The sequence below is a fragment of the Nocardia brasiliensis ATCC 700358 genome, assembly GCF_000250675.2.
Taxonomy (GTDB): domain Bacteria; phylum Actinomycetota; class Actinomycetes; order Mycobacteriales; family Mycobacteriaceae; genus Nocardia; species Nocardia brasiliensis_B.
Genome location: NC_018681.1, coordinates 3,243,303 through 3,269,241, shown reverse-complemented (window position 1 = coordinate 3,269,241; position 25,939 = coordinate 3,243,303). Strand labels below are relative to the sequence as shown.

General features: G+C 68.6%; 27 protein-coding genes. 15 read left to right on the top strand and 12 right to left on the bottom strand.

Annotated features, from left to right (window positions below; all coding sequences use genetic code 11):
• Positions 1 to 5: 5 nt before the first annotated feature.
• The 4 genes from O3I_RS42635 to O3I_RS14795 are packed head-to-tail and all read right to left on the bottom strand — an operon-like array spanning position 6 to position 1,892.
• Positions 6 to 1,319, bottom strand: coding sequence for a lanthionine synthetase C family protein (locus O3I_RS42635; RefSeq protein ID WP_014983738.1), 1,314 nt, complete (start codon positions 1,317 to 1,319; stop codon positions 6 to 8).
• A gap of 14 nt (positions 1,320 to 1,333) precedes the next feature.
• Positions 1,334 to 1,501 (bottom strand): hypothetical protein, encoded by a 168-nt coding sequence (locus tag O3I_RS45530; protein WP_156161479.1) that lies wholly within the window; start codon positions 1,499 to 1,501, stop codon positions 1,334 to 1,336.
• 15 nt (positions 1,502 to 1,516) lie between these two features.
• Complete coding sequence (locus O3I_RS14800) at positions 1,517 to 1,696, bottom strand: FDLD family class I lanthipeptide (protein ID WP_041562617.1); 180 nt, start codon at positions 1,694 to 1,696, stop codon at positions 1,517 to 1,519.
• A gap of 16 nt (positions 1,697 to 1,712) precedes the next feature.
• Positions 1,713 to 1,892: a hypothetical protein gene (locus tag O3I_RS14795; RefSeq protein ID WP_041562616.1), complete on the bottom strand. Its 180-nt coding sequence runs from the start codon at positions 1,890 to 1,892 to the stop codon at positions 1,713 to 1,715.
• Between the two features lie 273 nt (positions 1,893 to 2,165).
• Here O3I_RS14795 and O3I_RS14790 point away from each other — a divergent pair, with 273 nt between their 5' ends.
• The 5 genes from O3I_RS14790 (at position 2,166) to O3I_RS14770 (ending at position 7,443) form a co-directional block, all read left to right on the top strand.
• Positions 2,166 to 4,091 (top strand): ABC transporter ATP-binding protein, encoded by a 1,926-nt coding sequence (locus O3I_RS14790; protein WP_014983737.1) that lies wholly within the window; start codon positions 2,166 to 2,168, stop codon positions 4,089 to 4,091.
• Positions 4,092 to 4,144: 53 nt separating this feature from the next.
• Entirely contained in the window at positions 4,145 to 5,605 is a 1,461-nt protein-coding gene (locus O3I_RS14785; RefSeq protein ID WP_202804935.1) for a M20/M25/M40 family metallo-hydrolase, read from the top strand.
• Positions 5,606 to 5,627: 22 nt separating this feature from the next.
• Positions 5,628 to 6,053 (top strand): hypothetical protein, encoded by a 426-nt coding sequence (locus O3I_RS14780; RefSeq protein ID WP_014983735.1) that lies wholly within the window; start codon positions 5,628 to 5,630, stop codon positions 6,051 to 6,053.
• Between the two features lie 265 nt (positions 6,054 to 6,318).
• Positions 6,319 to 6,882, top strand: a complete 564-nt coding sequence (locus O3I_RS14775; protein WP_041562615.1) for a hypothetical protein — start codon at positions 6,319 to 6,321, stop codon at positions 6,880 to 6,882.
• Positions 6,883 to 6,894: 12 nt separating this feature from the next.
• Positions 6,895 to 7,443 carry a YaeQ family protein gene (locus O3I_RS14770; RefSeq protein ID WP_014983733.1) on the top strand — a complete coding sequence of 183 codons (549 nt, stop codon included), beginning with the start codon at positions 6,895 to 6,897 and terminating at the stop codon, positions 7,441 to 7,443.
• On the opposite strand, the gene O3I_RS14765 is transcribed toward O3I_RS14770, so the two are convergent.
• The gene (locus O3I_RS14765) at positions 7,440 to 7,970 is read right to left on the bottom strand and encodes a CGNR zinc finger domain-containing protein (protein ID WP_014983732.1); all 531 of its coding nucleotides are present in this window, start codon (positions 7,968 to 7,970) and stop codon (positions 7,440 to 7,442) included. The two genes, O3I_RS14770 and O3I_RS14765, sit on opposite strands and share 4 nt — an antisense overlap.
• A gap of 38 nt (positions 7,971 to 8,008) precedes the next feature.
• On the opposite strand from O3I_RS14765, the gene O3I_RS14760 reads away from it, so the two are divergent.
• Positions 8,009 to 9,001: an EamA family transporter gene (locus O3I_RS14760; protein ID WP_041562614.1), complete on the top strand. Its 993-nt coding sequence runs from the start codon at positions 8,009 to 8,011 to the stop codon at positions 8,999 to 9,001.
• 45 nt (positions 9,002 to 9,046) lie between these two features.
• On the opposite strand, the gene O3I_RS14755 is transcribed toward O3I_RS14760, so the two are convergent.
• From O3I_RS14755 to O3I_RS14750, 3 genes are all read right to left on the bottom strand, one after another.
• On the bottom strand, positions 9,047 to 9,997 hold the full coding sequence (locus tag O3I_RS14755; protein WP_014983730.1) for a hypothetical protein: 951 nt from the start codon (positions 9,995 to 9,997) through the stop codon (positions 9,047 to 9,049).
• A gap of 355 nt (positions 9,998 to 10,352) precedes the next feature.
• A complete protein-coding gene (locus O3I_RS43355) occupies positions 10,353 to 10,499 on the bottom strand; it encodes a hypothetical protein (protein ID WP_014983729.1) in 147 nt (48 codons plus the stop codon).
• 45 nt (positions 10,500 to 10,544) lie between these two features.
• Positions 10,545 to 11,417: an NAD(P)-dependent oxidoreductase gene (locus O3I_RS14750; RefSeq protein ID WP_014983728.1), complete on the bottom strand. Its 873-nt coding sequence runs from the start codon at positions 11,415 to 11,417 to the stop codon at positions 10,545 to 10,547.
• Between the two features lie 129 nt (positions 11,418 to 11,546).
• On the opposite strand from O3I_RS14750, the gene O3I_RS14745 reads away from it, so the two are divergent.
• From O3I_RS14745 to O3I_RS14735, 3 genes are all read left to right on the top strand, one after another.
• On the top strand, positions 11,547 to 12,290 hold the full coding sequence (locus tag O3I_RS14745; RefSeq protein WP_141692312.1) for a ferritin-like domain-containing protein: 744 nt from the start codon (positions 11,547 to 11,549) through the stop codon (positions 12,288 to 12,290).
• Between the two features lie 165 nt (positions 12,291 to 12,455).
• A complete protein-coding gene (locus O3I_RS14740; RefSeq protein WP_014983726.1) occupies positions 12,456 to 12,755 on the top strand; it encodes an ArsR/SmtB family transcription factor in 300 nt (99 codons plus the stop codon).
• Positions 12,756 to 12,774: 19 nt separating this feature from the next.
• Positions 12,775 to 13,779 (top strand): LLM class flavin-dependent oxidoreductase, encoded by a 1,005-nt coding sequence (locus tag O3I_RS14735; RefSeq protein ID WP_014983725.1) that lies wholly within the window; start codon positions 12,775 to 12,777, stop codon positions 13,777 to 13,779.
• 78 nt (positions 13,780 to 13,857) lie between these two features.
• On the opposite strand, the gene msrA is transcribed toward O3I_RS14735, so the two are convergent.
• Complete coding sequence (msrA, locus tag O3I_RS14730; RefSeq protein WP_014983724.1) at positions 13,858 to 14,373, bottom strand: peptide-methionine (S)-S-oxide reductase MsrA; 516 nt, start codon at positions 14,371 to 14,373, stop codon at positions 13,858 to 13,860.
• Positions 14,370 to 14,825, bottom strand: coding sequence for a peptide-methionine (R)-S-oxide reductase MsrB (msrB, locus tag O3I_RS14725; protein WP_014983723.1), 456 nt, complete (start codon positions 14,823 to 14,825; stop codon positions 14,370 to 14,372). The genes msrA and msrB overlap by 4 nt, the downstream gene beginning before the upstream one ends.
• Before the next feature lie 262 nt (positions 14,826 to 15,087).
• On the opposite strand from msrB, the gene katG reads away from it, so the two are divergent.
• Entirely contained in the window at positions 15,088 to 17,316 is a 2,229-nt protein-coding gene (katG, locus tag O3I_RS14720) for a catalase/peroxidase HPI (protein WP_014983722.1), read from the top strand.
• A gap of 93 nt (positions 17,317 to 17,409) precedes the next feature.
• Here katG and O3I_RS14715 read toward each other — a convergent pair whose 3' ends face one another.
• Together O3I_RS14715 and O3I_RS14710 are read right to left on the bottom strand one after the other, a co-directional pair.
• A complete protein-coding gene (locus O3I_RS14715; protein WP_202804934.1) occupies positions 17,410 to 18,492 on the bottom strand; it encodes an ADP-ribosylglycohydrolase family protein in 1,083 nt (360 codons plus the stop codon).
• Positions 18,493 to 18,589: 97 nt separating this feature from the next.
• Positions 18,590 to 19,999 carry a metallophosphoesterase gene (locus O3I_RS14710; protein ID WP_014983720.1) on the bottom strand — a complete coding sequence of 470 codons (1,410 nt, stop codon included), beginning with the start codon at positions 19,997 to 19,999 and terminating at the stop codon, positions 18,590 to 18,592.
• A 226-nt stretch (positions 20,000 to 20,225) separates the two neighbouring features.
• Between O3I_RS14710 and O3I_RS14705 the strand changes: the two genes are divergently transcribed.
• The 5 genes from O3I_RS14705 to O3I_RS14685 are packed head-to-tail and all read left to right on the top strand — an operon-like array spanning position 20,226 to position 25,914.
• The gene (locus O3I_RS14705) at positions 20,226 to 21,410 is read left to right on the top strand and encodes an ROK family transcriptional regulator (RefSeq protein WP_041563812.1); all 1,185 of its coding nucleotides are present in this window, start codon (positions 20,226 to 20,228) and stop codon (positions 21,408 to 21,410) included.
• A gap of 22 nt (positions 21,411 to 21,432) precedes the next feature.
• Complete coding sequence (locus O3I_RS14700; protein WP_014983718.1) at positions 21,433 to 22,767, top strand: extracellular solute-binding protein; 1,335 nt, start codon at positions 21,433 to 21,435, stop codon at positions 22,765 to 22,767.
• Between the two features lie 7 nt (positions 22,768 to 22,774).
• On the top strand, positions 22,775 to 23,731 hold the full coding sequence (locus O3I_RS14695; protein WP_014983717.1) for a carbohydrate ABC transporter permease: 957 nt from the start codon (positions 22,775 to 22,777) through the stop codon (positions 23,729 to 23,731).
• Positions 23,732 to 23,734: 3 nt separating this feature from the next.
• Entirely contained in the window at positions 23,735 to 24,625 is an 891-nt protein-coding gene (locus O3I_RS14690; protein WP_014983716.1) for a carbohydrate ABC transporter permease, read from the top strand.
• Entirely contained in the window at positions 24,625 to 25,914 is a 1,290-nt protein-coding gene (locus O3I_RS14685) for a 6-phospho-beta-glucosidase (protein ID WP_014983715.1), read from the top strand. The genes O3I_RS14690 and O3I_RS14685 overlap by 1 nt, the downstream gene beginning before the upstream one ends.
• The last annotated feature ends 25 nt before the right edge of the window (positions 25,915 to 25,939 follow it).

Sequence of the window (25,939 nt, the reverse complement as noted above, 5' to 3'; positions counted from 1 at the left end):
CCGGGTCAAGACAGCAGCAGGGTTCGGTCCCACGTCGGTGGGAGGTCGGTGGCGGCGGCGAGCAGCGCGAGCGCGACGCCCGCCGCACCGTCCAGCAGCCCGGGATCGTCTGCGGTGGGGCCGTTTTCGGCGATCGAGAGATAGCCGTACCGGCGTTCCGGCTGAAACATCGAGAGCAGCCGAGCGGTCAAGACGGGCACCGCGGCGACACAGTCGGGATCGCCGGTGTCGGCGGCGAAACGCAAGGTGATCTGCAACAGGCCGGCGACGCCGTGGCACAGGCCGGGCGACCCGTCGATCCGTCGCGCGTCCGGCGTGCGGCGATACACCGCGCGCAGGGTGCGGACCGCGAGCTCGCCGAGCTGCGGATCGGCCAGTGCCGCGCCCGCCGACCACAGCGCTCGTGCGACGCCCGGGCTGCCGTAACACCACGCGTTGTGTGTGGGGCCGTAGGCGGTCGGCGCCGTGCCGGTCGGATCCGGCAGCGCCACCCCCGTCGGCCAGTTCGGCCCCCACGCGTCGTCGCGGCGCTGCGCGACCAACCAGTGCGCGACCCGTGCGACCGCCGCACGCTGACCGGGTACCGAGATACCCGCCGACTCGGCGAGCGCCAACACCGCCAGCGGGCCCGGGACACCGTGCGCCAGCCCGCAATTGAACACACCGGTGGGATAGGCACGGGCCATCGGGCTGTTCGGCACCATCGCGGCGGGCAGCGTGTGCCAGTTCGGGACACCATCGCTGGTGCCGCACAAAGCTGTGAGTCCCGCCAGCACCTCGCGCAGGGCGTCATCGATGTGCGGCCGGCCCGTGCGGCGCAACAGATAAGCTCCGGCACCGGCCAATCCGGCGATCACATCGAAGGCCGCCGACGGCAGGCCGGTGGGTTGCGCGGCGATCGTCGCGCCGAGCGCGGCCGCCGCCCGGGCGATCACCTCGTCCAGGTCATCGAGCAGCCGCTGATAGCGGGTGCCGTCGCGGGACAACGCGTCGGCGGCGAAGGCCACCTCGCACAATCCGCCGAACAGGCCGAGCCGTCCGCGCTCGGCCCGTTCGGCGGTGCGCGCGGCAGCGGTCAGGCAGGCATGCGAATGCACCGCCCAACCGTGGTCCGGCCCCAGCCGGTCCAGCTGGTCGAACAACACGGCGCACCCCGCGCTGCCCGACTCCGGCGTCGATGCCGTATCCCGCAGCCGTTTCCCGACTTCCACGGATACGGCGATCGCCGATGCCGCCAGGTCGGCGGGCAACAGGCTGCGCCACGGCCGCCCGGCCGGGTGGAGTTCATCGACGATCACCGACGCACGGTCCGCGTTCATTCCGGCGGTTCCTCTCAGTACTCGAAATCGACACCGGGCAGGGGGCAACACCTGCTGCGGTCGGTCGGGCAGTGCACCGTGGTAGGCGGCGGATAGGCCGCCGTCGTCCCGTATTCCGGCACCGCACCGGAAAGCTCACCGAGCCGCACGTCGAGATCGAATTCGTCTACCGGGTAAGACATCTCGCCTCCTCGTGGTCAGCAGTTGGCCGTGCACCGCGGGCCGTGGTGCGTCGGACAGGTCGTACCGCAGGTCGGGCAGTGCGAATCGCTGCACCACTCGGCGTCGGTCGTTTTCGTCACCATCCCGGGCTCGACCACGCGGGCCGGGTCGCCGATGCGGATGTCCAGGTCGAATTCGTCTACGGGCACGGACATTTCGTTCTCCTAGAGGTCAGCAGTACTTGGTACAGCGCGGCGGATGCTCGGTATTGCAGGCGGAGCCGCAGGTCGCGCAATGCGAATCGGCACACGTCTCGAAATCCGAGGTCCGCGCGGCCATGGCCGGGTCGAGCAATCGGCTCGGGTCGCCGATCCGGATATCGAGATCGAAATCATCAACTGGTGCGGACATGGTTCCTTCTTTCAGCAAGTCCGTTCGGTGGTCTTGCACATCGGATAGCTACTGCAGTCGTCGGAGGGACAGGCGCCTTCGGCTACCGCCGTGGAATACACGTCTCCCACCGTGCGGCACGGGAATCCCTGGGCGACAGAGCAGCCGGCCCCGGCGAGCCGGGACGATTTCCCGATCTTTCCCGGCCGCCGCCTCTGCCGGGCGGGAGCACCGACGGACCAACCTGGATCGGTGGTGCGACTACGGGGCGACGCGACGAAGGCCGAGAACCGCATGGGTACAACCGAATCCGCGGGCGACCCGCTCGTCGGCGTGGACGAGCTGAGCACACCGAGCTGGATGACAGTGGACAAACAGGTGGCCGAGGCCGGGCTGGGGCGCACGCTGCTCGCCTTGCCCGCCGGCGCCCGCGTGGTGATCGGCCTGGCTTGGCAGGCTTCCCGGCGCTGGACCCTGCTCACGGCGGTGCTCGCGGTGGCGAGCGGCGCCGCGACCGCGTTCGGGTTGCTGGCCACCGCCGATGTCCTGACCACCTTGCTCGCGCAGGGGCCGACGTCGCACCGGGTGGTGTCGGCGCTGCCCGCGGTCGGCGCGGTCGTCGCCGCGCTCGCGGCCCGCGCGCTCATCGAAAGCGGCACCGCCACAGCCGAAGCCCTGCTGAAGCCGCGGGTCGAACAGCGGGCGCGGGACCGGGCGCACACCGCCATCGCCCGCGTCGACCTGATCGCTTTCGAGGACAGCGAGTACGCCGACCTGGTCCGGCAGGGCCTGCAACGCGGAATGGGCAGCATCGGCCGTTGCGTCGAGGCGATCACCGATCTGTCCGGCGCGCTCGTCCACGTATGTGCGGCGGTGGGCGCGGCCGCGGTGCTGCATCCCGCGCTCGCCCCGCTGGTACTGCTGGCGGTGCTGCCCGACGTATGGGCCTCGGCCCGCGCCGCGAAACTCTCCTATCAGTCGTATGTGCGCCTGGTGACCCGGCAGCTGCGCACGGCGCTCGCGAGCGAACTGCTCTCCGATCGGGAGACCGCCGCCGAACTGCGCGCGTGTACCGCGGGCCCGGCCCTGCTCGGCGAGTATCGCCGGATCAGCACCCAGATCACCACGGAGACCAGCCGGGTCGAACTGGCGAAGGCACGGGTGCGGTTGGCCGGGCGCGCGATCGCCGGTCTCGGCACCGGCGCCGCCTACGGCGTACTCGGACTGCTGCTCTACCTCGACGCACTGCCCCTGGCTCTGGCCGGCACCGCGGTCGTCGCGATGCGGATGGCCACTGCCGCTTTGTCGCAGACCATGATCGGCGTGAACAGCCTGTACGAGAACATCCTCTATCTCGATTTCTATTCGAACCTGCTGGAGCAGACGCAGCGGCGCACGCGGCCCGTCTCGCACCGCACCGCCCCGGCCGACCCGCACGAGATCACGCTCCACGCGGTCTCGTTCACGTACCCGGGTCAGGACGAACCCGCGTTGCGGACGGTGGAGCTATCCATCAGGCGCGGTGAGGTCGTCGCCCTGGTCGGCGAGAACGGCTCGGGCAAAAGCACTTTGGCTCGCCTGCTCACCGGCCTGTACCTACCGACGACCGGCCGGGTGTGCTGGGACGGGGTCGACCTGGCCACCGTCGACGAGCAGTCGATCTACCGCAATGTCGCGGTGGTCATGCAGGATCCGGCGCGCTGGCCGATGAGCGCGCGGGACAACATCCGCATCGGCCGGATCGAGTGCGTGGATCCGGCGGCGGCGCTGCGCGAGGCGGCACGAAAGTCCGGTGCGGACGCGGTCATCGACGAGCTGCCGTCGGGCGAGGCGACCGTCCTTTCCCGGCGCTTCGCCAGGGGCCGGGATCTGTCCGGTGGCCAGTGGCAGCGAATCAGTGTGGCGCGCGGGCTTTTTCGCGACGCGCCGGTGCTGGTGGCGGACGAGCCGACCGCGGCCATGGACGCGCGCGCCGAGCACGCGGTGTTCGAGTCCCTGCAAGAACTCAGCCGCGGCAACGGCCGGGAGCCGGGCAACCGCACCACCATCCTGATCACCCACCGCCTGGCCAATATCCGGCACGCCGACAAGATCGTCGTGCTCGACCACGGCCGCATCGCCGAGGTGGGAACACACGGTGAACTCATGGCCGCGGACGGCGGGTACGCGCAACTGTTCGCCCTGCAGGCCGCCGCCTACCAGCTGGAACCGACCACCTAGGCGCGATAGTCGTTCCCCCCGCGAAGCACCAGGGGCCGTGCTAGCTTCAGCACGTGTCTGTATTCAGTCGCCGTACCCCGTTGATTTCGGTGGCCGCACTGGGACTTGTCGCGGCGCTCACCGCATCCGCCTGCAGCTCGGATTCCGATTCCGCCGCGAAGAACGAGACGAACTCGTCGTCGAGCGCGACGACGCAGGACAATACGAAACTCTTCCACGAGATCTACAAACAGTTGGTGGAGACGGATACCTCACATTCCACCGGCAGCACCACCGTGGCCGCCGACGCGGTCAAACGGCGGCTGCTCGACGCCGGATTCGCCGAGTCCGATATCCAGATCTTCGAGCCCGTGGCCCGCAAGGGCAACCTGGTGCTCCGTTTCACCGGCACCGGCCAGCGCAAACCGTTGCTGCTGCTCGGCCACCTCGACGTGGTCGAGGCCAAGCGCGAGGACGGCTGGACCACCGATCCGTACAAGCTCACCGAGGTGGACGGCTTCTACGCGGCCCGCGGCGCGATCGACGACAAAGCCATGGTCTCGGCGCTGGTGTCCGGCCTGATGCAGCTGAAGCGCGAGGGGTTCAAGCCGAACCGGGATATCGTGCTCGCGCTCACCGCGGACGAAGAGGCCGGTAAAGACAACGGCGCGAAATGGCTGATGGAGAACAAAGCCGACCTGATGAGCGCCGAATACGGGCTCAACGAAGGCGGCCGGGCTCTGCTCGTCGACGGCAAACCCACTCTGCAGGGCGTGCAGGTGGCCGAAAAGACCTATGTGACCTACCAGGTCGAAGCCAAGGAGAACGGCGGGCACAGTTCGGTGCCGACGCCGGACAACGCCATCTACACCCTCGGCGCCGCGCTGAATCGCCTTGCCGCCTACCGGTTCCCGGCCTCGCTCAGCGACGCGACCCGGGACAACTTCGGCGCGCTGGCCGCCAGTCGCAGCGGGCCGGAAGCCGAGGACATGCGCGCGGTCGCCGCGGGCAACCCGAGTCCGGAGGCGATCGAACGGCTTTCGGCCCTGCCCGAGTACAACGCCCAGCTGCGGACCACCTGCGTGGCGACCATGCTCACCGCGGGCGAGGCGGAGAACGCGTTGCCGCAGAAGGCCAAGGCGACGGTCAACTGCCGAATTCTCCCGCAGGACAACCCCGACGACATCGACAAGCAGTTGCGCGCGGCGTTCGCCGACGGCGGCAAGCTGACCATCACCCGCAATCTCGATCCGGCGGGCGGTATCTCGCCGATCAACGGCGACGTGCTCGCCGCGGTCACGTCGTTGACCAAGGAACTGTTTCCCACCGCGGCCGTCAGTTCCTTCATGTCCACCGGCGCGACCGACAGCAAGTACGCACGGAGCAAAGGCATCCCGATGTACGGGGTGAGCGGATTGTTCATGGTGCCCGCCGACGCCGGGCGAATTCACGGCATCAACGAGCGCGCGCCGATCGCCGGGCTGGAAGCCAGCCGTGAGTTCCTTTATCGCTTGGTGAAACAGCTCGCCCAGTAGCTTCGACCGCCACCGATATCCCGTGCTCGCCATCGCAGGACCGGCGATCGCCGCCGATTCGCTCTGGACCTTTCCGGTCGCCGTCCTGCTGATGTTCTTGCTGGACGCGATGTTTCGGGCGTTCCTGCCGGAGATCGCGACACCGCTCGGGTATCGCACGAACGACACCTGCTCCACCCGGACGGTGCTGCTCAGCTCGGCCGGACATGCCGTGCTGGCCGTGGCGCTCGCGGGCATCGTCGCGGTCAGCGGCGTCGGCGACCTGCCCGGCGCGGCGGTGCTCGGCGCGGTACTCGGTCTGATCGCCGGGGTGCCGGTCGCGGTCTTCCTCGGACAGGAAGCCGGCGTGCCCCGGGCTATCGCCGCGCTGCACGGCGTGCACTGGATGCTGAAGCTGTTCATCGGCACCTACGCCGTAGCCGACGGCGTGCTACAGGCGCTGAACTAGCCGCGGACTCACGTCCCGCCGCCCTGAATTTTCCCGTACCGCCTGAGGATCGGCCGCCGGTGCCGGAATCGCGGTCAGGGTCCGTGCGGCCGCCGGCCGAGTCGCCAGCTGGGCTTTCCGTCCGTCGCGGGCGCGGGAACGCCCGCGCCACTCCGGGTTCCGGTCAGGGGTGTTATCCGGGTTGCACCCCTACCACCGCAGTATCAGCCCGGAATGGCGCTGCGGTGGGATTCGGGCGAGGCCGTTCGATTCCTACCTTCGAGGCATGGGCAACGTGGAAAACGATTCTCTCGCTGGTGAAGTCATGGGTCAGGCCGCGCCGACGCGGTGGCGTCGCGGCATGGCCGCGTCCGTGGCGGCGCTCGCCGCACTCGGGTTGGTCGGGGCCGCGGCGGGCAGCGCGACCGCCGCGCCCGCCACCGCATGCCTGTGGGCCGGAACGGATTACGCACAAGGTGCGCAGGTGACGGCCGGCGGCCGGATCTTCAGCTGCGCGACCGATCACGGGACACCGGTCTGGGTGCGCGGCGCGGCCACCGGCGCACCGAGCACCGTCGCGAATCCCGGTTCGCGCACCCGCCCCACCGGCACGTTCAGCCTCGGCGCGCAGCAACCGGGCACCGAATACAACGACTACTGCGTAGGCAGTCAGCTGATCGACGGTAGCGCGGCCGTGTACCAGGTGGTCGCGGACGGGGCGGGCGCGCTGCGCTGGCAGGCGGCCGGACCGATCACCCAGTGGGTGTTCGCCCCCGGTACCGGACCGGTGCCGACCACCCGCTCGGCCAGCCTCTGCCCGGCCGAGCCGGTGCTCTGGCCGCCGAACTAAGCTCCTGGCCCTATGGCCCTCAGCGCAACCCTGCACAACTTCACCGTCCAGCTGGCCGACGTCGATCGCGACGTCTACCAGGAACTGGACCTGCGGTTGGCGCGGCATCCGTCCGAAACCGCGGAGTTCATGCTGACCCGGCTGCTGGCCTACTGCCTCGAATATCAGGAGGGCATCGCGTTCAGCGACGGTGGCGTGTCCTCCACCGAAGAACCGGCGGTGCTGGTGCGCGACCTCACCGGCCGGCTCCTCGCCTGGATCGAGGTCGGCGCCCCGGACGCCGAACGGCTGCACCGCGGCAGCAAGGCGGCCGAACGCACCGCCGTCTACACCCATCGCGATCCGGCGAAGGTGCTCGCACAGCTCGCCGGAAAGCGCATCCACCGTGCCGCCGAGATCCCGCTCTACAGCTTCGACCGGGACTTCATCGACGCGGCCGTCGCCGCCGTCGAACGCCGCAACACCGTCACCCTGTCGGTCACCGAACGCGCGCTCTACCTCGATCTCAACGGCACCGGATGCAGCACCTCGGTGGAGGAACACACCATCGGCCAGCCCTAGCGCCGCCTCGCCCGATAAGCGGCGACCGCGTTGCGGTTGCCGCACGCGGTACTGCAGTAGCGCCGGGATCGATTGCGGGACAGATCGAGCACGATGCCCTCGCACGCGCTGTCGGCACAGAGCGAGAGCCTGCTCAGCTCGTCGGAGCGGATGAGGTCGACCATCGCCATCGCGGTCTCGACCGCGATGCGCACCGGTAGCGGCGCGTCCGGCGAGACTGCGTGGATGTGATAGTCGAACCCGTCGTGGCGGACCAGTTGCGGCGTTGCCCGATGCTTGGCGAGGGTCTCGTTGACCAACCGCACCGCGGTGTCCCGATCGCTGGTCAGCAGCGTGCGCAGCGGGGCGCGCTGCGCGCGCACCGCCGCGAGTTCGGCGGCGTCGCCGGTCCGCACGCCGGTGTAGACGTGCCTGACGAAAAACTCTTCCAGCTGGGCGATTTCGGTCAGTGTATCGGGTTCTTCGGCCGAATTGACCAGCTCGACCGCGGCCAGCAGCGATACCTCGGTGTCATGAGCAAAAGTCATGTTGACATCTTACATACACCGCCTTAGCGTCATTACCCATGACGACCATTGCTCATGACAGTGCCGTACGGCGGCGTTTGCGATCCGGGCTGCTCTTCGCGCTGCTGTCCGCGTCGTCGTTCGGACTCTCCGGCTCCCTGGCGCGCGGCTTGATGAACGCGGGATGGAGCGCCGCGTCGGTGGTGGCGGTCCGGGTGCTCATCGCCGCCGTCGTGTTGCTGCCGATCGCCGTCGTCCAGCTGCGCGGCGACTGGCAGCTGTTGCGCCGCAACGCATCCCTGATCATCGCCTACGGCTTGCTGGCCGTGGCGGGCACACAGCTGGCCTACTTCAACGCGGTCGCCGAGATGGAGGTCGGGGTAGCGCTGCTCATCGAGTACACCGCCCCGATCGCGGTGGTCGGCTGGCTCTGGCTGCGCCATCGGCAGCGCCCCGGCGTCGCCACCGTCGCGGGCGGCCTACTCGGCATCGTCGGCCTCGCCCTCGTGATCGACCTGCGGTCCGGGCTGTCCACCAGCTGGGTCGGCATCGCCTGGGCCCTGGCCGCCATGATCGGCGCCGCCGCGTACTTCGTGCTCTCCGCACAGGGCGAGGGCACGCTGCCGGGCACCGTCCTCGCGGCGGGCGCGCTGCTCATCGGCGGACTCACGCTGCTCGCCGCGGGTGCGATCGGGCTCGTCCCGCTGCACGCCACCACGAATCCCGTTGTCTTCCAGGACTTCACCGCATCCCCCTGGCCGGTGCTGCTGATCCTGGGCACGGTGACCGCGGCCCTGGCCTACGTCTCCGGCATCGTCGCCACCCGCCTGCTCGGCTCCCGGCTCGCTTCGTTCGTCGCCCTGTTCGAGGTACTCGCCGCGCTGGCCTTCGCCTGGGTGCTGCTCGGCGAGGCGCCCCGGGCGATCCAATTGCTCGGCGGCATCCTGATTCTCACCGGCGTGGTGGTCGTGCGCCGCGGCGAGCTGACCGATGCGGCCCACACCCCGCCCGTCGACGCCGCGCCGAGCGAGGTCGTGCCGGAACACCGCTGATCCCGAACGGCCGGGAGCACCGTCGGCGATCCCGGCCGGGCCCGTTCAGGAGACGGTGCAATTCTTCTGCGCGTCGGTGCGCACCTTGCGTCCGGTGAATTCCTCGAGAATCGAGATGTTCTCCGGGGCATAGTTCTTCGCGGTGATCTTGTCCGCGTCCGGACTGCCGAGCTTCCCGGTGTAGGGCGCGGACTTCTCCAACCAGTAAGCGGTGCGCAGGAACTGGGTCAGCACCAGCTCACGCACCTTGGGTTCGTTCTTGATCTTCGCCCAGTAGTCCGGGTGCTTGTCCTTGGCGACACGCAAGTACAGCAGCAGGTACCGCAGATTGGTCGCGGCGATGTCGCGGGCATTGCTCGCACCGATCCCCTTGATGTACTCCTGCACCACGGTGACCGCGGGCAGACCGGTCAGCCCCGCGTTCAACTCGGCGAGGACGCCTTGCAGGCGATAGTCGCCCTGCTGCCGGTCCCGCAGGTAGATGCCGTCCATGTCGTCGCTGAGCTTGTCCTTGATCAGCGGCAGGATCTCCTTGCGCGGGAACCCGCCGTGCAGCGGAATGTCCAGGATCTGCTGGGTGGCGTTGACCCACGACGCGGTGCGCACATCCCACACGGTGCGCGCCCCGTCCAGATCCCACATATGCGTCTCCTCGTGGATCGCCACCATCATCGATTCCGCGAACGCGTCGAAACTGCTGGTGTCCACGAACTGATTCCAGTACTTGTCCTTGGCCTGGGCGATCGCCAGCTTCTCCCCGCTCGGCCAGCGCCGCTTGTACATGGCCTGCAGCGTCGGCATCCAATTGGACCGATTGAAGCGAGCTTTCAGGTCGCTGATATCGGCCTGTGGCTGCGACGGCTCCTCGTAACAGTAGGGCGCGGCCTGGGCCGCTTCGGGCAGACCGGACAGGGGCGTCGCTACGGCCAGTGAACCGGGTCCGAGGGCGAGGACCAGGCAGGCGGCGACGATGGGCACAGAAAGTTTGCGGTTCACAGGGACCCCACTTCGGAGGAGCCGCGCGGCGGGCGCGACGGCGGCGGGATACAGCGCGAACGGCCGGCACGGCTGCGCGGCAATGGATTTGCCGTTTCACACGGTGTGGGGATCCGACTCGCGCTGCGGCGAGGTCACTCGAGCTCGAATGTAATCGAGACAATATGTCGCGCAAACGAAGCAGTCGACGGCGCGGCGCACCCGGCCGCGACCCGCGCGCCCGGCAGAAGTGAGCGTGATTATGAAATAGCCTGTGCGGCACTAGAACTGAGGGCGTACCGGGACGAGGAGTGGCATGTCCCCACTCCTCCCCAGTTCGCCCGCAGCGGCGCAGCGGCCGCTATGCACGCTTCGATCAGTAAGCGATGAACAGGATCTCGTCGCGCGAGTACTCGTGCCCCGGATGGTTCGCGGCGAGGTGAGCCTGTGTCTTCTCGACGAGATCGTCCTCGTCCACGCCGACGATCGCCTCGCCACACGGGCAATTCAGGTTCCGCTTCATGAGCTGTCCTTCCTTTTCGAAACGAAGTCTAGGCGCTCGGCGCGATCATTCCCGTAAAAGATCGATGACCTTGGTTTCGTTGAGCTCACCGTGGCCCGCCTCGACGAGCCGCCCGAAGAGGTCGAAGGCGGCACGCCCCAGCGCGGCGGGCGCGTGCACGGCCTCGGCGAGTTCCATCCCGATGCGGGTGTCCTTCAAGCGCAGCGCGGCCGTGAACGCGATATCGCGGTCGTGCACGCCGTCCAGCATCAACCGGCTGACCCGCGTCACCGTCGGACTGGCCGCGACGCTCAGCGCGAGGGTGTCGACCACCGCGGGCAGGTCGAGTCCGCTGAGTTCGGCGATCCGCAGCGCCTCCGCGGTCGCGGCGATCTGCACCGAGCCCAGCAGATTCTGCACCAGTTTGTACGCGGTGCCCGCGCCGACCTCACCGAAGTGAACGATGCTGCCGCACAACGGTTCCAGCAGCGGGCGCACCGCGTCGAGGTCCGCGGGCGCGGCCCCGATCAGCAGGCGTAACTCTCCGGCCGCCGCAGCTGTGGGCAGCCCGGTGACCGGCGAGTCGATGTACCGGAATCCCTGCGTCGCGGCCTGTTTCGCGAGCTCGAGCACCCAGGGCCGGGACAGGGTCGAGCACTCGATCGCGAATCGGCCGGGCGCGCCCGCCGCCGCGAGGGCACCCTCCGCGCCGAGCCACACCGCGCGCGAGGCGGCATCGTCGGCGACCATCGCGAAGACGGCGTCGGCCTGCTCGGCCGCAGCACGCGGTGTCTGCGCCCGGGCCGCGCCCGCGGCTACCAGGTCCGCGACCTTCTCCGGCGATCTGTTGAACACCGCGACGTCGTGCCCCGCGGCGATCAGCCGCGCCGCCATCCCCGCGCCCATCCGGCCGGTCCCCAGGAAAGCAATCTTCGCCATTGCCGGGACCCTACCTGCACAGGATCTCCACGAAGTGCGCTTCCGAGCTCCACACCGGCTGTTTAGGTTTGCCGGAACAACGGGTTCGCCACCGAGGGGGCGCGCTCGACGAGGATGGAGGTCGACAGGGTGGATGTGCACGAGTTCTCGCGGTGGACAAGCGAATTCGAGGCGAAGGCGGTGGCCAGGGCCGCGCTCGGCGATCCGGAATGGGCGAGCGGAGCACGGCTGCATCCGGCCGTCGCGCGCAGTGTGCAACGCTTCCAGGTCGGCGAGAGCGGCGACGGCGCGAATCTCATCGCCAAGGCCGAGCGCGCGGGCGATCCGGAGTACGCCGCGGCAGTCCGGCTGTTCATCGCCGAGGAGATCAATCACGCGCGACTGCTGGGCTTGCTGCTGCGGGCAGGCGGCTGGCGGACCATCGGAAGCCATTGGAGCGACCTGGTTTTCGTGCGACTGCGCCGGATGCTCGGGCTGCGGCTGGAATTGACCGTGCTGATGGTCGCGGAGATCGTCGCGCTGCGCTATTACCGCGCGTTGCGCGACGGCACCGACGATCCGCTGACCACGCAGGTCGCCGGATTGATCCTGAACGACGAACTCCGGCACGTGCCGTTCCACTGCCAGCGCCTGCGGGCTGCGTTCGCCACGAGCACGCCCGGCGCGCGCCGGGTGATCGCGGTGCTGTGGTGGCTGTTCCTGGCCGGCTCGACGGTGGTGGTCGCCGCGGACCACGGACCCGCGCTGGCCCGGCTCGGCGTCGGCCGCATCGAATTCGTGCGCGACGTCCTGCGGCTGTTCGACACCATCGCGCCCACCGCCCTGTCGGCACGACCGCAACCGACCGTGGTCGGCGGTCCGTCCGGCGGCTGAATCGCACCTTCGGCGCAAGGGCATGGAATCGAGCACGACCGCGTTGTACCGGGTGTGGTCGCGCGGGTTGCACAGGGTGGTGCCGCGGCTCGGAGTGACCTGCATCATGGTGCCGAGCAGTAGAACGCGGCGTAGTTTCGTTAATTAGCGAAATAACGAAGGGCGGTGCCCGTGCTGGACGAATGCAAGGCGCTGGCGAACGAGACCCGGCTGCGGGTGCTGGAATGGCTCAAGGAGCCGGACGTGCACTTCCCCGGGCGGGCCTGCGATACCGCCGAACTCGGCGTCTGCGCGGGCCTGATCCAGCAGAAGGCCGGCACCTCGGCCTCGACCATCTCGACGCACCTGGCGATCCTGCAGCGCGCGGGGTTCGTCACCGGCACCCGGCGCGGTCAATGGATCTACTACCGCCGCGACGACGCCCGCATCCGGGCCTTCACCGCACAACTGCAGCGCGTTCTCTGATCCCGAAAGGCGGCGTCCCATGCCCATCGCCCTGTCCATCCTCGACCTGGCATCGATCGCGCCCGGCCAGACCGCGCGCGACAGCTTCGCCAACAGTGTCGCGCTGGCGCAGGCCGCCGAACGCAGCGGCTACCGCCGCGTCTGGTACGCGGAGCATCACAACATGGGATCCATCGCGTCGAGCGCGACCAGCGTGCTGATCGGCCACATCGCCGAGCACACCGCGACCATCCGGCTCGGCGCGGGCGGCATCATGCTGCCCAACCATTCCCCGCTGGTGATCGCCGAGCAGTTCGGCACGCTGGAGACGCTGTTCCCCGGCCGGATCGATCTCGGGCTGGGCCGCGCACCCGGTAGCGATCAGAAGACGATGTACGCGCTGCGCCGCGATCCGTCATCGGCGGACTCCTTCCCGCAGGACGTGCTGGAGTTGCAGGGCTACCTGACCGGGAACACCCGGGTACCGGGTGTGCGCGCCGTACCGCGCGCGGAAGGTGTTGTGCCGCTGTACATTCTGGGTTCGTCGTTGTTCGGCGCACAGCTCGCCGGGCAGCTCGGCCTGCCGTACGCGTTCGCGTCGCACTTCGCGCCCGACGCGCTACACCAGGCGGTATCGGTTTACCGCGACGTGTTCCGTCCGTCCGAGCAGCTGGCCGAGCCGTACGTGATGGCCGGGGTCAACGTGTTCGCCGCCGCGGACGCCGACGACGCGGCGGAGCAGAAGACCGTCGCCTACCGGGCGCGCGCCCGGATGATGATCAAGCGGGGCGCGGCGGGCGCCGACTTCTCCGACGCGGACATCGACGCGTTCCTCGCCTCGCCCAACGGCTGGCAGCTCACCGCGATGACCAAGTACACCGCGGTCGGCACGCCCGCCGAGGTCCGGACCTACCTGGACGATTTCGCCGCGTCCATCGACGCCGACGAACTCATCACCGCCCATCACGCCACCGGCATCGCCGACCGGGTGCGCTCGGTCGAGCTGACCGCGACGGCCATGGCCGGTGCGCCCGCGGTCGGCTGACCGGAGTTCCCTGCCGCACAACGACTCTGGCCGGTACCCCAGCGATAAGAGTACCGGCCAGAATTCACAGGACCGCGGTTACTGCGTGGCAGCCGCCCGCTTCGGCAGCTTCCAGCCCGGACGGGGGAAGTGGCAGGTGTAGCCGTTCGGGTACTTCTGCAAGTAGTCCTGGTGGTCGGCTTCGGCCTCCCAGAACTCACTCGCCGGGGTCACCTCGGTGACGACCTTGCCCGGCCACAGGCCCGAGGCGTCGACGTCGGCGATGGTGTCCAGCGCGACGCGCTTCTGCTCGTCGTCCAGATAGAAGATCGCCGAGCGGTAGCTGCTGCCGATGTCGTTGCCCTGCCGGTCCTTCGTCGTCGGATCGTGGATCTGGAAGAGGAACTCCAGCAGCGCCCGGTAATCGGTCTGCGCCGGGTCGTAGACGATCTCCACGGCCTCCGCGTGACCCGGGTGATTGCGATAGGTCGGGTGGTCGTTGCTGCCGCCGGTGTAGCCGACGCGCGTCGACACCACCCCGGGCTGCCTGCGGATCAATTCCTGCATGCCCCAGAAGCAGCCGCCGGCCAGAATCGCCTTTCGCGTGTCGCTCACGCGTCCTCCTTCGTGAAAAGTGCCTTGTACTGTCCGTACCCCTGCGCCTCGAGGTCGTCGAGGTGGATGAACCGCAGTGCCGCCGAGTTGATGCAGTATCGGAGGCCGCCCGCGGCGCGCGGGCCGTCCTTGAACACATGCCCGAGATGGCTGTCGCCATGCGCCGAGCGTGCCTCGGTCCGGATCATCAGGTGGCTGAAGTCCCGCTTCTCGACCACATTCGCGGCATCGATCGGCTTGGTGAAGCTCGGCCAGCCGGAGCCGCTGTCGAACTTGTCGACCGACGCGAACAACGGCTCGCCCGACACCACGTCCACGTAGATCCCCGGCTCGTGGTTGTCCCAGTACTCGCCGGTGAACGCGCGCTCTGTCCCGTTCTCCTGGGTGACGTGGTACTGCTCCGGCGACAGCGCGGAGACCGCCGCAGGGTTCCGGTTGTATTCCTGTGCCACATGACCTCCTCATATCGGCTTCCCGTACAACGAACGGTCCGATCCGGAAAGTCCCCGCTCAGCCGGGCGTCACACTTCGGTCATTATTCGCCGGAACGCGGCCGCGCGACAGCCCGGCACCCGATCGACGTGCGCTCTTCGAGCAATCCGGGGAAAACGGCCCGGCAAAGACTGGAATGATTCATACTTCTGAACGTATCCACAACTTCGGGGTGTCTCGTGCGCGAGACCCGCAGCCCGAGGCATCGCGAAAGGAATATCCGTGCCCGAAGAACACCCGCCCATCGCCGAGGCGAACACGGAGCCCGCCGCAGGCGGCTGCCCCGTGGCCGGTCGCCTCAAGTACCCGACCGAGGGCGGTGGCAACCGTGACTGGTGGCCGAACCAGCTCAACCTGAAGATCCTGCAGAAGAACCCGGCCGTCGCCAACCCGATGGACCCGGACTTCGACTACGCCGCGGAGTTCGCGACCCTCGACCTGGCCGAGGTGCAGCGCGATATCGAAGCGGTGATGACGACCTCGCAGGACTGGTGGCCGGCCGACTTCGGGCACTACGGGCCGTTCTTCATCCGAATGGCCTGGCACTCGGCGGGTACCTACCGGGTCAGCGACGGACGCGGCGGCGCGGGCGCGGGCATGCAGCGGTTCGCGCCGTTGAACAGCTGGCCCGACAACGCGAGCCTGGACAAGGCCCGCCGGCTGCTGTGGCCGGTGAAGAAGAAGTACGGCAAGAAGCTCTCGTGGGCGGATCTGATCGTCTACGCCGGCAACGTCGCGCTGGAGTCGATGGGCTTCGACACCTTCGGGTTCGGCGGCGGCCGGGTCGATCAGTGGGAGCCGGAGGAGGACGTCTACTGGGGTCCGGAGCACACCTGGCTCGGCGGCGACGGCCGCTACAGCGGTAACCGCGACCTCGAAAAGCCGCTGGCCGCAGTGCAAATGGGCCTGATCTACGTGAATCCGGAAGGCCCCAACGGCAATCCGGATCCGCTCGCGGCCGCCATCGATATCCGCGAGACGTTCGCCCGGATGGCGATGAACGACATCGAGACCGCGGCACTGATCGTCGGCGGGCACACCTTCGGCAAGGCGCACGGCGCGGGCCCGGCCGATCACGTCGGCCCCGAGCCCGAGGCCGCGCCGCTGGAAGAACAGGGCCTGGGCTGGAAGAGCTCGTTCGGCACCGGCGCGGGCAAGGACGCGATCACCAGCGGTCTCGAAGTCACCTGGACGCCGACCCCGATCGCGTGGGACAACAGCTTCCTGGAGACGCTCTACGGCTACGAATGGGAGTTGACCAAGAGCCCGGCGGGCGCGCACCAGTGGATTCCCAAGGACGGCGGCGGCGCGGGTCTGGTGCCCGACGCGCACGATCCGGCGAAGACGCAGCAGCCGGGCATGCTGACGACCGACCTCTCGATGCGCGTCGACCCGAGCTACGAGCGGATCACCCGCCGCTGGCTCGAACACCCCGAGGAACTGGCGCAGGAGTTCGCCAAGGCCTGGTTCAAACTCACCCACCGCGACATGGGACCGGTCGTGCGCTACCTCGGCCCGCTGGTGCCGCAGGAGACGCTGCTGTGGCAGGACCCGATTCCGGCCGTCACCCACGACCTGATCGGCGCGGCCGATATCGCGGCGCTCAAGAGCCAGATCCTCGCCTCGGGACTGACTGTCGCCCAGCTCGTTTCGACGGCCTGGTCGGCGGCGGCGTCGTTCCGCGGCAGTGACAAGCGCGGCGGCGCGAACGGCGGACGCATCCGGCTGCAGCCGCAACGTGGCTGGGAGGTCAACGAGCCCGACCAGCTCGCGCTCGTGCTGCCGGTGCTCGAAGGCATCCAGGAGTCGTTCAACGCGGCGCAGACCGGCAACACCCGGGTCTCGTTCGCCGACCTGGTCGTGCTGGCCGGTTCGGCGGCGATCGAGCAGGCGGCCGCGAGCGCGGGTTTCGCGCTCGAGGTGCCGTTCACGCCGGGACGCACCGACGCCACGCAGGAGCAGACCGATGTGGAGTCCTTCGCCGCGATGGAACCCGCGGCCGACGGCTTCCGCAACTACCTCGGCAAGGGCAACCGGTTGCCCGCCGAATACCTGCTCATCGATCGGGCGAACCTGCTGACCCTCAGCGCGCCCGAGATGACGGTCCTCGTGGGCGGACTGCGCGTGCTCGGCGCGAACCACGGACAGTCCGCGGCGGGTGTGTTCACCGCGAACCCGGGTGTGCTGAGCAACGACTTCTTCGTGCACCTGCTCGACATGGGCACCCAGTGGGCGCCGGCGGGCCACGAGGGCAGCTACGACGGCACCGATCGCGACAGCGGCGCGGTGCGCTGGACCGGCAGCCGGGTCGATCTGGTCTTCGGCTCGAACTCGCAGCTGCGCGCGCTCGCCGAGGTCTACGCCACCGACGACGCGAAAGAGAAGTTCGCGCGGGACTTCATCGCCGCCTGGGTGAAGGTGATGAACCTGGATCGCTTCGAGCTGTCCTGACCCGGGTGCGCTGACCGGCACACCGGACAGCGGCCGCTCCCCCCGCAGCCCCGCACGCCGACCCGGTGTGCGGGGCTGCGGGCGTGCTGGAACTCAGAGACCTTCGTCGATCGGGTATCGGATGGCGACCGCGGCTCGGTCGCCGAGCCCGTAGTTCATCACCAGGTCGTCGGCGACCTGGATCAGCACGTCGCGCCCCTCGACCGCGGCGACCAGATCCATCGGCAACTGCGACAGCCCGTGCACGGCGCCGATCAGGTTGCCCGCGACCGCGCCGGTGGAATCGGAGTCGCCGGAGTGATTGACCGAGAGCAGCAGGGCCGCACGCGGATCGCCCGTCTTGGCCGCGTGCAACGCGCAGTAGACCGCGATCGCCAGACATTCCTCGGCGATCCAGCCCGCGCCCACGGTTTCGAGTTGTTCGGCGGTGGCCGGAGTTTCGGCCGCCTCGATGGCGCGTTCCAGTGCCGCAACGGTTTCCGCGGCCGCGGGGAACTCCGCCAATTGCGCGATGGTCTGCGGCAGGGCGATCGGCAGTTCGATACCGCTCACCACCCGGTCGATCAGGGCCGCGAACGCGCCCGCGGCGAAGTAGCCGGTGGGATGACCGTGGGTCAGCTGTGCGGCTCGGGCGGCCAGCGAAAACGCGCGCTCCGAACCCATTCCGGCCAGGCCGAACGGCGCGGAGCGCATCACCGTGCCGCAACCCTTCGACTCGGGATTCACCGGGCCGGGCTCACCCAGCGGACTCGGCGCGATATACCCGCGGGCCTGCTTGCCCAGCCCGGACATGCACGCGTTCCCCGGCGCCCGCACCGCGTACAGGAACGGCAGGCTCGCCAGCCAGCCGTCGGGCTGCGCCGTCGGCTCTTCCTGTCGCTGAGTCTGCAACCAGCGCAAGTAGGACCGGCGCAGCGCGGGCAGCGCGTCCACGCCCGGCGTCGCGCGCAGCAGTCCCTCCGCGGTGAACAACGTCATCTGGGTGTCGTCGGTGATCTGCTGCGCCTCGTCCTGGACGTACGCGGGCAGGAAGCCGGTCACGCCGTCGGGGCCGTGCTGTGCCCGGATCTGTTCGAGCCGCAGGAATTCGATGGGCCAGCCGAGTGCGTCACCGACGGCGCCACCCAGTAACGAGCCGCGCACCCGATCGAAGATCGTCGCGAAATCCCCCACCACAGTCCCTCCCGATCCGGATGAACATGCCCGCCACCACTGTTCGACGGATCATACCCAGTGGTGTTTCACCGTGTGACCGGCTCGGCGAATCCGCTGGTCAGCGCGGGTCAATACCGGAGAAGTCGCGGCGGGCGCCATGGTTGCGGTCGGCACAGCTGCCGAGGGCGTGGTCGGGATGCAGCCCGAAGTACTGCCGGCGGGTGCGGGTGCTCCAGCTGCGCGCGGCAGCCGAGCGGGTCTTGTAGAAGTTCAGCGTGTACCCGCCGGTGTAGAGGCGCAGCAGCATGTACCCGCCCGGATACTCCTTCACCGCGGCGACTTCGAGGAATTCGACACCGGTCCCGGCATCCGGGCGGTTCACCCGGTTGCGATGCGTGTGGCCGCTGTGCTGCAGGAACACTCCCGGCGCGGCGCGGTAGACGGCCTGCAGCGCACCGGCATTGGCGCGGTCCAGCACGAACCCCGGGCCGCCCGGATTACTCACCGCCGCATGCGAAGTCACCGGATGGTGGCCGAAAACCACGGTGGGGCAGTCCGGGTCGGCGGACAGGATGTCGCGGAGCCGATCGAGTTGCGGCGCGACGATGGTGCCACCGGACCCGCGCAGCCGGGTGGTGTCCAGCCCGATCAGGCGCAGGCCGCCGAGTCGATACTCGACCAGCTGTTGCCGGGCATGAAACACGGTGCCCCAGTGATCGGTTCGTACTCCACGCTGCTCCAGCGGCTTGTCGTGATTGCCCCGGCAGACGACGTAGTCCGAACCGAGCACACCCCAGGAATCCAACCGGGCCCGGACACCCCGCGACTGTTCGAGGGTGCCGCTGTCGGTGAGGTCCCCCGCCAGGATCAGGTGATCGGCCGCGCGATCGGGCCTGCGTACGTCGTCGAGCAGGGCATCGAGCATGACCTCGGGATACCGGCCGGTGTCGTGGCGCAAGCCGGTGGGCAGCCCGCTGAGCACGAGACCGCTGACCTGCTCGCCGTAGTGCACGTCGTTGGCCAGGGCGAGGGTGCGCAGCAGCCGCCCCGGGGGCGGTGGCGCGGTCGTGAAAACACCGGTGGATTCCGGGGTTCCGGACTGGCGGGTCACCAGCGTCCGAGCCGGCCCGGCGCGGTGACCGTTCGAGTACGCCTCGAAGCGGTAGCCGCGCCCCGGCTCCAGTCCGGTCACTTCGGCGTAGTGATAAGGAGTCGGCGTCGCGTCGAGGTAGCGGGTGCGCGCCTGGCATCGCCCGTCGACCGGGGCCAGGCGCACCTCGGTATCGGCGGGGACGGGCCGCAGCCGTCCGGCGCTGTCGCGCGTCCGCGTGGTCCAGGTGAGGATCACCGAGTCTGCGGTGACCGTCACCACCTCCAGGTCCGACGCGATGATCGAATCACGGTGCGTACGTATCGAATCCGAGCGCCGGGTGGCAGGCCGCAGATAGATCGGGGTCCGCGCGGACACCGTCGCCGCGCCGACTGCCACATTCGCCAGCCAGGCGGTCCGAAGTCGGGGGTCGAGCATGGGGGTCTCCGTCTGCTGTGCACCGGTTACAGCCGAACGGTATAACCGCGAGTTGAACGTCCCGGACTGCGCAGTTGACGAGTCAGCCTCCAGTACTTGGCCATTCGACACGCACACCGATTGACATGCGGTCGAGCCTGGTTTAGTGTCCTAGCTCACATCGATTGGAAACTTTCCTAATAGTTCATCCGGGCGTCGCCGCCGGATCCGGAATGGGGTGTATCGCGTGACCTATCCCCGACACCCCCTCGCCGGGACACCGAGCCTGCTGCGCGCGATCAACGACCGCGCCGCACTGGAGTTGCTGCTCGACAACGGCCCGCTCTCGCGCACCCAGATCGGCACGCTGACGGGGTTGTCCAAGCCGACCGCCTCCCAGCTGCTCACCCGCCTGGAGGCCGCGGGCCTGGTCGTGCCGGTGGGTACCGCGGCGGGTGGGCCGGGCCCGAACGCGCAGCTCTACCAAGTCAATCCGGCCGCCGCATACGTGGCGGGGGTAGACGTCACCAATACCTCGATTCGCCTGGCGGTCGCCGACATCACCGGCACCGCCCTGGCCGAGCACGAGGTCAGCACCAAGGGCTGGCAGGCCGCGCAGACGCTCACCAAGGTGGCCGAGGCCGTCGCCGAGACGATCGGACTGGCCGGACTCGCCGCGAACGCGGTGCGCGAGGTGGTCATCGGGATAGGCGGCGCGCTCGACCCCGCCACCGGCAAGCTGCGCTACGCCACCCACCTGCCGGGCTGGCACTCCCCCAGGCTCGTCGCCGAACTGGAAGCCGCGATCGGCACCACGGTCTCGATCGAGAACGATGTGAACCTCGCGGCCATGGCCGAACAGGCCCACGGCGCGGCCCAGGGGTGCGAGGATTTCGCCTTACTCTGGACCGGCGAGGGCGTCGGCGCGGCGATCGTGATCGCCGGTCGGCTGCATCGCGGTTTCCACAGCGGCGCAGGCGAAGTCGGCTACATGCCGCTGCCCGGCGCACCGGTGGTGCACGATGTCCGCCGGAAGAACTCGGGCGGATTCCAGAAACTCGCCGGGGCGCCCGGTGTCCTCGCGCTGGCCCGCCGGCACGGACTCACGGCGCCGACCGCCGCACTGGTCGTGGCCGAGGCGCTGGAGACGCCGGACGCCGGGGACGCCTTCTTGAGCGAGCTCGCCGACCGGCTCGCCCTCGGCCTCGCCAGCATCGTCTCGGTCGTCGACCCGGAGGTGCTGATCCTGGCCGGTGCGATGCCGCGCGCGGGCGGCGAACGGTTGCGCGCGCTCGTGCAGGACGCACTCGACGAACTCACCATGCCGCGCACCGAGGTGCGCTCCAGCACCGTGCCGGGCTCACCGGTGCTGCACGGAGCGCTCCAGCGCGCCTTGGCCGCTACGAGAGACGCCGTCTTCTCGACTCATTGATCGACGCCAGGAGTACCGCCCCATGCGCAGAACAACACTCGCCGCGCTCACCGCCTGCACCACCGTCGCCCTGCTGGTCAGCGCCTGCACCGGCACCAATTCCGGTGGCGGCGACGATGGTTCGGCCGACGGCAAGAACGTGACCATCACCTTCTGGCACGGCTGGAGCCAGGACAACGAGGTGCAGGCCATCGAGGCCAACGTCGCCGCGTTCGAGAAACTGCACCCCAACATCGACGTGAAGGTGGTCGGCAACATCGCCGACGACAAGAGCGAACAGGCGTTGCGGGCGGGCGGCCCGGAGGCGCCGGATGTGGTGTCCTCCTTCACCACCGACCAGGTCGGCAAGTTCTGTTCGGCGAAGGTCTGGGCCGATCTCACGCCGTTCCTGCGCAAGGACGGCATCGACCCCGTGGCCACCTTCCCGGCGACGATGCTCGAATACACCCGGTTCCAAGGCAATCAGTGCGCGCTGCCGCTGCTCGGTGACACCTACGGCCTGTTCTACAACAAGACCGCGTTCGCCGCCGCCGGTATCACCGCGCCGCCCAAGACGTTCAGCGAGTTCGAAGCCGCCGCCGTGAAATTGACCATCCCCGAAGGGGATACCTTCCGGCAGCTCGGCTTCATGCCGAACTATCACGGCTACGAGACCTCGGTGATGCACTACCTCGGCCAGTACGGCGCGGACTATTTCGGCCCCGACGGCAAGTCCGATATCGCCACCGATCCCAGGGTGGCCGCGATGTTCGAGTGGCAGAAGCGGATGATCGCGGCGCTCGGCGGCTTCGACAAGCTGGAGAAGTACCGCACCGGTTTCGGGGACGAGTTCAGCGCCAACAACCCCTTCCACACCGGCCAGGTGGCGATGTCCTTCGACGGCGAATGGCGTACCGCCTCGCTCGCCGTCGACCCGGTGAGCTTCGAGTGGGCCACCGCGCCGTTCCCGGTCCCCGACGATCAAGCCGCCACCTACGGGCGCGGCTACCAGACCGGCACCATCATCGGCGTCGCGAACTCCAGCCGAAAGCAAACCGCCGCTTGGCAATTGGTCAAGTTCCTGACCACCGACACGGACGCGGTGGTCGACTTCGCCAACGCCATCCACAACGTGCCCAGTACCCTCGCCGCGCTCAGCTCGCCCCGGCTGAAGGTCGACGCCAACTTCCAGACCTTCCTCGACATCGCGAAGAACCCGCATTCGTCCACCACCCCGTCGAGCATCAACGGTGGCGCGTACCAGCTTTCGCTGCGCAACTTCGGTTACGAGTACGAGGCGGGCAAACAGCCCGACTTGCGCGCGGGGTTGGCCGCCACCGCGAAGGAGATCGACGAGGCGATCGACCAGGCGAAGTGACCCGGCGATGGCACTCCGGCAACGGACCGTCCCCGCGGCGCTGAAACGCAAGCGCCGCAGGGACACCCTCCGCACCCTCGCGTTCCTGTCCCCCGCGTTGATCGGCTTCGCCTGCTTCTTCGCCTACCCGCTGCTGTCCACGGTCTACTTCTCGTTCATGCGGTACGACGGCTTCGCCGCACCGACCTTCGCGGGCCTGAAGAACTGGAACTACGTCCTGGACAAGTACCCGTACTTCTGGAAAGGGCTCGGCAACACGCTGTGGCTGATCGTGGTGATGGTCTCGCTGCGCGTGGTTTTCGGGCTCGGGATCGGCCTGCTGGTCACCAAGCTCAAGACCGGGGCGGGATTGCTGCGCACGGTGCTCTACCTGCCGTATCTGGCCCCGCCGGTGGCCGCGACGATGGCGTTCGCGTTCCTGCTCAACCCCGGCACCGGACCGGTCAACCACCTGCTCGGGAGTATCGGCCTGCCGCAACCGGGTTGGTTCACCGATCCCACCTGGTCCAAGCCCGCGTTGACCATGCTCGCGCTGTGGGGCATCGGCGACCTGATGGTCATCTTCACCGCCGCGCTGCTCGACGTCTCCCGCGAGCAGTACGAGGCGGCGGAACTGGACGGCGCGGGGCCCTGGCATCGGTTCCGGTACGTCACCCTGCCCAACATCACGCCGATCATCCTGTTCGCGGTGGTGACGGGGGTGATCCAGACCATGCAGTACTACACCCAGGCGATCGTCGCCGGAAAGGTGGCCAGCGGCAAGATCGGCAGTGCCGGTGAGCCGTTCGAGCCCGGCTACCCGCACGGCTCCACCTGGACGCTGCCGCAGATGGTCTACAACCTGGGGTTCCAGCGCTTCGACATCGGCTCGGCGTGTGTGGTCGCGGTGATCCTGTTCGGCCTGTCGATGGCCTTCACCTCGCTGCTGCTGCGGCGCAGATCCGGCTTCCTGCAGGAGGACTGAGCGATGACCATGACCACGACGCTGCCGGTGCCCGTCCACGCCGATCCGATCGAGACCAGGGGTGGACGGCGCAAAGGCGCCCTCAACTGGGTGGCGCTGCACTCGCTCGCGATCGCCGTCGCGCTGCTGTTCATCCTGCCGTTCGTGTTCGTCTTCCTCACCTCGGTGATGACGGACCGGCAGGCCCTCACCTCGGATCTGTGGCCCGCGCAATGGCAGTGGCGCAACTACGTCGAGGTGTGGCAGACGCCCGGCTTCCTCGGCTGGTGGCGCAACACCCTGCTGTATGCCGGCGCGGGCACCGCGCTGACCCTGCTGTCGAGCATTCCGGCGGCCTACGCGCTCGCGAAATTCCGGTTCCGCGGCCGCAATCTGGCATTGATGGCGGTGGTCTCGATGATGATGCTGCCCCCGCAGGTCACCGTCATCCCGATGTATCTAGTGTGGTCCAAGCAGTTTCACCTCACTGGCTCGCTGTGGCCGCTGATCATTCCGCTGGCCTTCGGCGAGGCGTTCTCGATATTCCTGCTGCGCCAGTTCCTGCTGACCATTCCCGACGACTATCTCGAGGCCGCGCGCATCGACGGCTGCGGCGAACTACGCATTCTGTTGCGTATCGTGCTGCCGATGGCGCGGCCCGCCATCGCGGCGGTCACGCTGTTCCAGTTCTTCTATTGCTGGAACGACTATTTCGGTCCGCAGATCTATGCCAGCGAGAACCCCGGCGCCTGGACGCTCAGCTATGGACTGGAGTCCTTCAAGGCCGCGCACCACACCAATTGGAATCTCACCATGGCCGCCACCGTACTGGTGATGGCGCCGGTGATCATCATCTTCTTCTTCGCGCAGAAGGCTTTCATCGAAGGCGTGACACTGACAGGGGTGAAAGGCTGATGCCTGCACTGAAATTGGCCGTCGTCGGCGGCGGCTCCACCTACACACCCGAGCTGATCGACGGGTTCGCGCGGCTGCGCGACACCCTGCCGATCGACGAGATCGTGCTGATCGACCCGGCGGCGCAACGGCTGGAGCTGATCGCCGGGCTGGCCCGCCGGATGTTCGAGAAGCAGGGCGATCCGGTCCGGGTGTCCACCGCCCCGTCCGTCGCGCAAGGCGCCGACGGTGCCGATGCCGTGCTGCTCCAGCTGCGCGTCGGCGGGCAAGCCGCGCGCAACGAAGACGAGACCTGGCCGCTCGAATGCGGTTGTGTCGGACAGGAAACCACCGGCGCGGGCGGTCTGGCCAAGGCGCTGCGCACGGTCCCGGTGGTGCTCGAACTCGCCGAGCGGATTCGCCGGGCCAACCCGGAGGCCTGGATCATCGACTTCACCAACCCGGTCGGGATCGTCACCCGGGCGCTGCAGACCGCCGGGCACAAGGCGGTCGGCCTGTGCAACGTGGCCATCGATTTCCAGCGAAAGTTCGCCCGGCACTTGGGCGTCGAGCCGGAGCTGGTCCGGCTCGACCACGTCGGCCTCAATCATCTCACCTGGGAGCGCGGCGTCACCGTGCTCGACAGTCCCGATGCGGCAACAGGTTACGAGGTGCTGCCCAAGCTGCTCGCCGATTTCGGCGCCGAGATCGCGGCCGATACCCGGCTGCCGGTCGAGCTGCTACGGCACCTTGGCGTCGTTCCGTCGTACTACCTGCGGTACTTCTATCAGCACGACACCGTCGTCGAGGAGTTGCGCGCGAAGGGTTCCCGGGCCGCGGAGGTGGCCGAGCTGGAACGGCAGTTGCTCACCATGTACGCCGACCCGGCGTTGGACACCAAACCCGAGCTGCTCGGAAAGCGCGGTGGCGCTTTCTATTCCGAGGCTGCCGCGCAGCTGATCGCCGCGCTGCTCGGCACCGGTGCGGGCGCGGGCGTGCAGGTGGTCAACACCCGTAACGACGGCACCCTGCCGTCGCTGCCCGGCGACGCGGTGATCGAGGTGCCCGCGCGGGTGGACGCGACGGGCGTCCATCCGCTGCCGCAGCCGCCGCTCGACCCGCGCTTCGGCGGACTGATCGCGCACGTCACCGCGTACGAACAGCTGGCGTTGCGAGCCGCCGTCGAAGGCGGGCGCGAACTGGTCTTCGACGCGCTGCTGGCGCATCCGCTGGTCGGCCAGTTCGAACTGGCCGAGCAGCTCACCGACCGGCTGATCGCGCACAACCGCGCGCACCTGAGCTGGGCGTGACCATGCCGACCAACACCGTGCACTG